A 1,568-nucleotide genomic window follows, 5' to 3' on the forward strand; every position below is an offset into this window, starting at 1 on the left:
CATAAGCTTCCGACCCGGCAAATGGAATACCTGCATATTGACTGTTATGATTTAAAGTGAAGGTGGCCAACAACTGCCAGTCAATCTGCCCGACATCCTTGCCTGCATAAATCTCGACCCCTCTTTCCTCCAGCTTGCTTGGCGTGGGAAAGAATCCCTGGTAGAAATTACTGAATCCATCATTGTTGTAGATGGTTCGATTGCCGGCGGCACCTTCGTTGGGCGAGTCATACAACGTCAACTCTTCCTCTGTCAGGCTTCTAAGCTTAAAATACGTAATGAAAGCCTGCTGATTCGGCAGCGGAGTAATCTGTATGCGTCCTCCATCAAATTGACCGGCAAACAGAAATTGCTCTTCGATCGCCTTGAGACCGTAAGTTGTTCCCGTCACTGTCGTGGTCCCTGCAACCTGCCCGCTTGCTTCCTCACCATAAGAAACCTGGAACCCGCCAGTCTTGGCTACATAACCGGCATAGACAGCATATCGCCCTTGTAGATCCAGCGGCAGTTCCAACGAATGGGCGCCCGGTTCGTTCGTGATCCACATTTCGTCCTCATCACTGCCCAAATAATGATAGCTGCCTGTCTTCCATCCTGCATATGTCGCCTTTCGTCCCTGGCTGTCTTCCAACCAGAGCATGTCGTTGTACACGTAGACAGTGCCAGGTACAGATACCGGTGCATCACCGGGGTTTACCTTATGAACCGAAGGATATACATAGAAGTCACTCGTTATTTCATTCACTTTGCGATTTTTATAATACAACTCTGCTACAGCGGTCATGATTCCCGACTGTCCCCCAGGCGCAAGCGGAATCTGGAAACGGGGAGAAGAAATGATCCCGTTATGCTGTGCAATGATTTGATCGTCCTTCACCAACTTCGTCCGGATCTCCAACTCGCCTCCGGACAACCAGTTGGGAGGAATATCATCCAATCCTGCCCCGAGTGCCACTTCCTCCGAGTCGGAATAAGGGAGGACCGATAACCCTTTTATTCGCGGTTCGACCTGCGTCCATTCCGGCAAGTCTCCTACCGTCAACTTCAGATGATCCAGGTAAACCTCGTTATGACCGGACACGCTATTCATCGAAGCATTGATGATTTTGAGCGAGTCCGCTCCGCTTGAAACAGGAGGAGCTACGTTGAAAGAAACGATCTTCATCTCGTCCATGGACAGCATCAATTTTCCACTGCCATCATAAGCAATCCCCCAGCGATGATATCCTCCATCGTCAGGTATTACATGTTCATAATCCGCAACCAGAATGGTACTGGACCTTACCAGCACCTTGTCTCGCTGGAGGGTTAACTTTACCGTCTTCCCCGCTGCCTTCACTTCAAAGCTTAATCCCCTGCTTATCCCTAATGTCGGAGCTTCATCCACTTCAATCAGATCAGCGATCCGGGCATCAAATTCCAACAGCCAAGGGCCTGCGCCTATCGGAAATACTTTGGTCATAAATGTGTACTTGTTAGCAGCTGCGGCGACTTCGTCTCCGTAGATCAAGTATTGACCTTCGGGGACAGGCTTCATCGTCACACCGTTAGGATTCGCCAAGGAGCCG

Annotated in this window: 1 protein-coding gene; it reads right to left on the reverse strand. The window is 50.1% G+C overall.

Annotated features, from left to right (window positions below; genetic code table 11):
- On the reverse strand, window positions 1–1,510 hold a 1,510-nt coding region (locus tag FE784_RS40495), incomplete at its 3' end, for a hypothetical protein (protein ID WP_139607973.1).
- Window positions 1,511–1,568 lie beyond the last annotated feature (58 nt).

The sequence above is a fragment of the Paenibacillus hemerocallicola genome (assembly GCF_006265175.1).
Taxonomy (GTDB): Bacteria; Bacillota; Bacilli; order Paenibacillales; family NBRC-103111; genus Paenibacillus_AB; species Paenibacillus_AB hemerocallicola.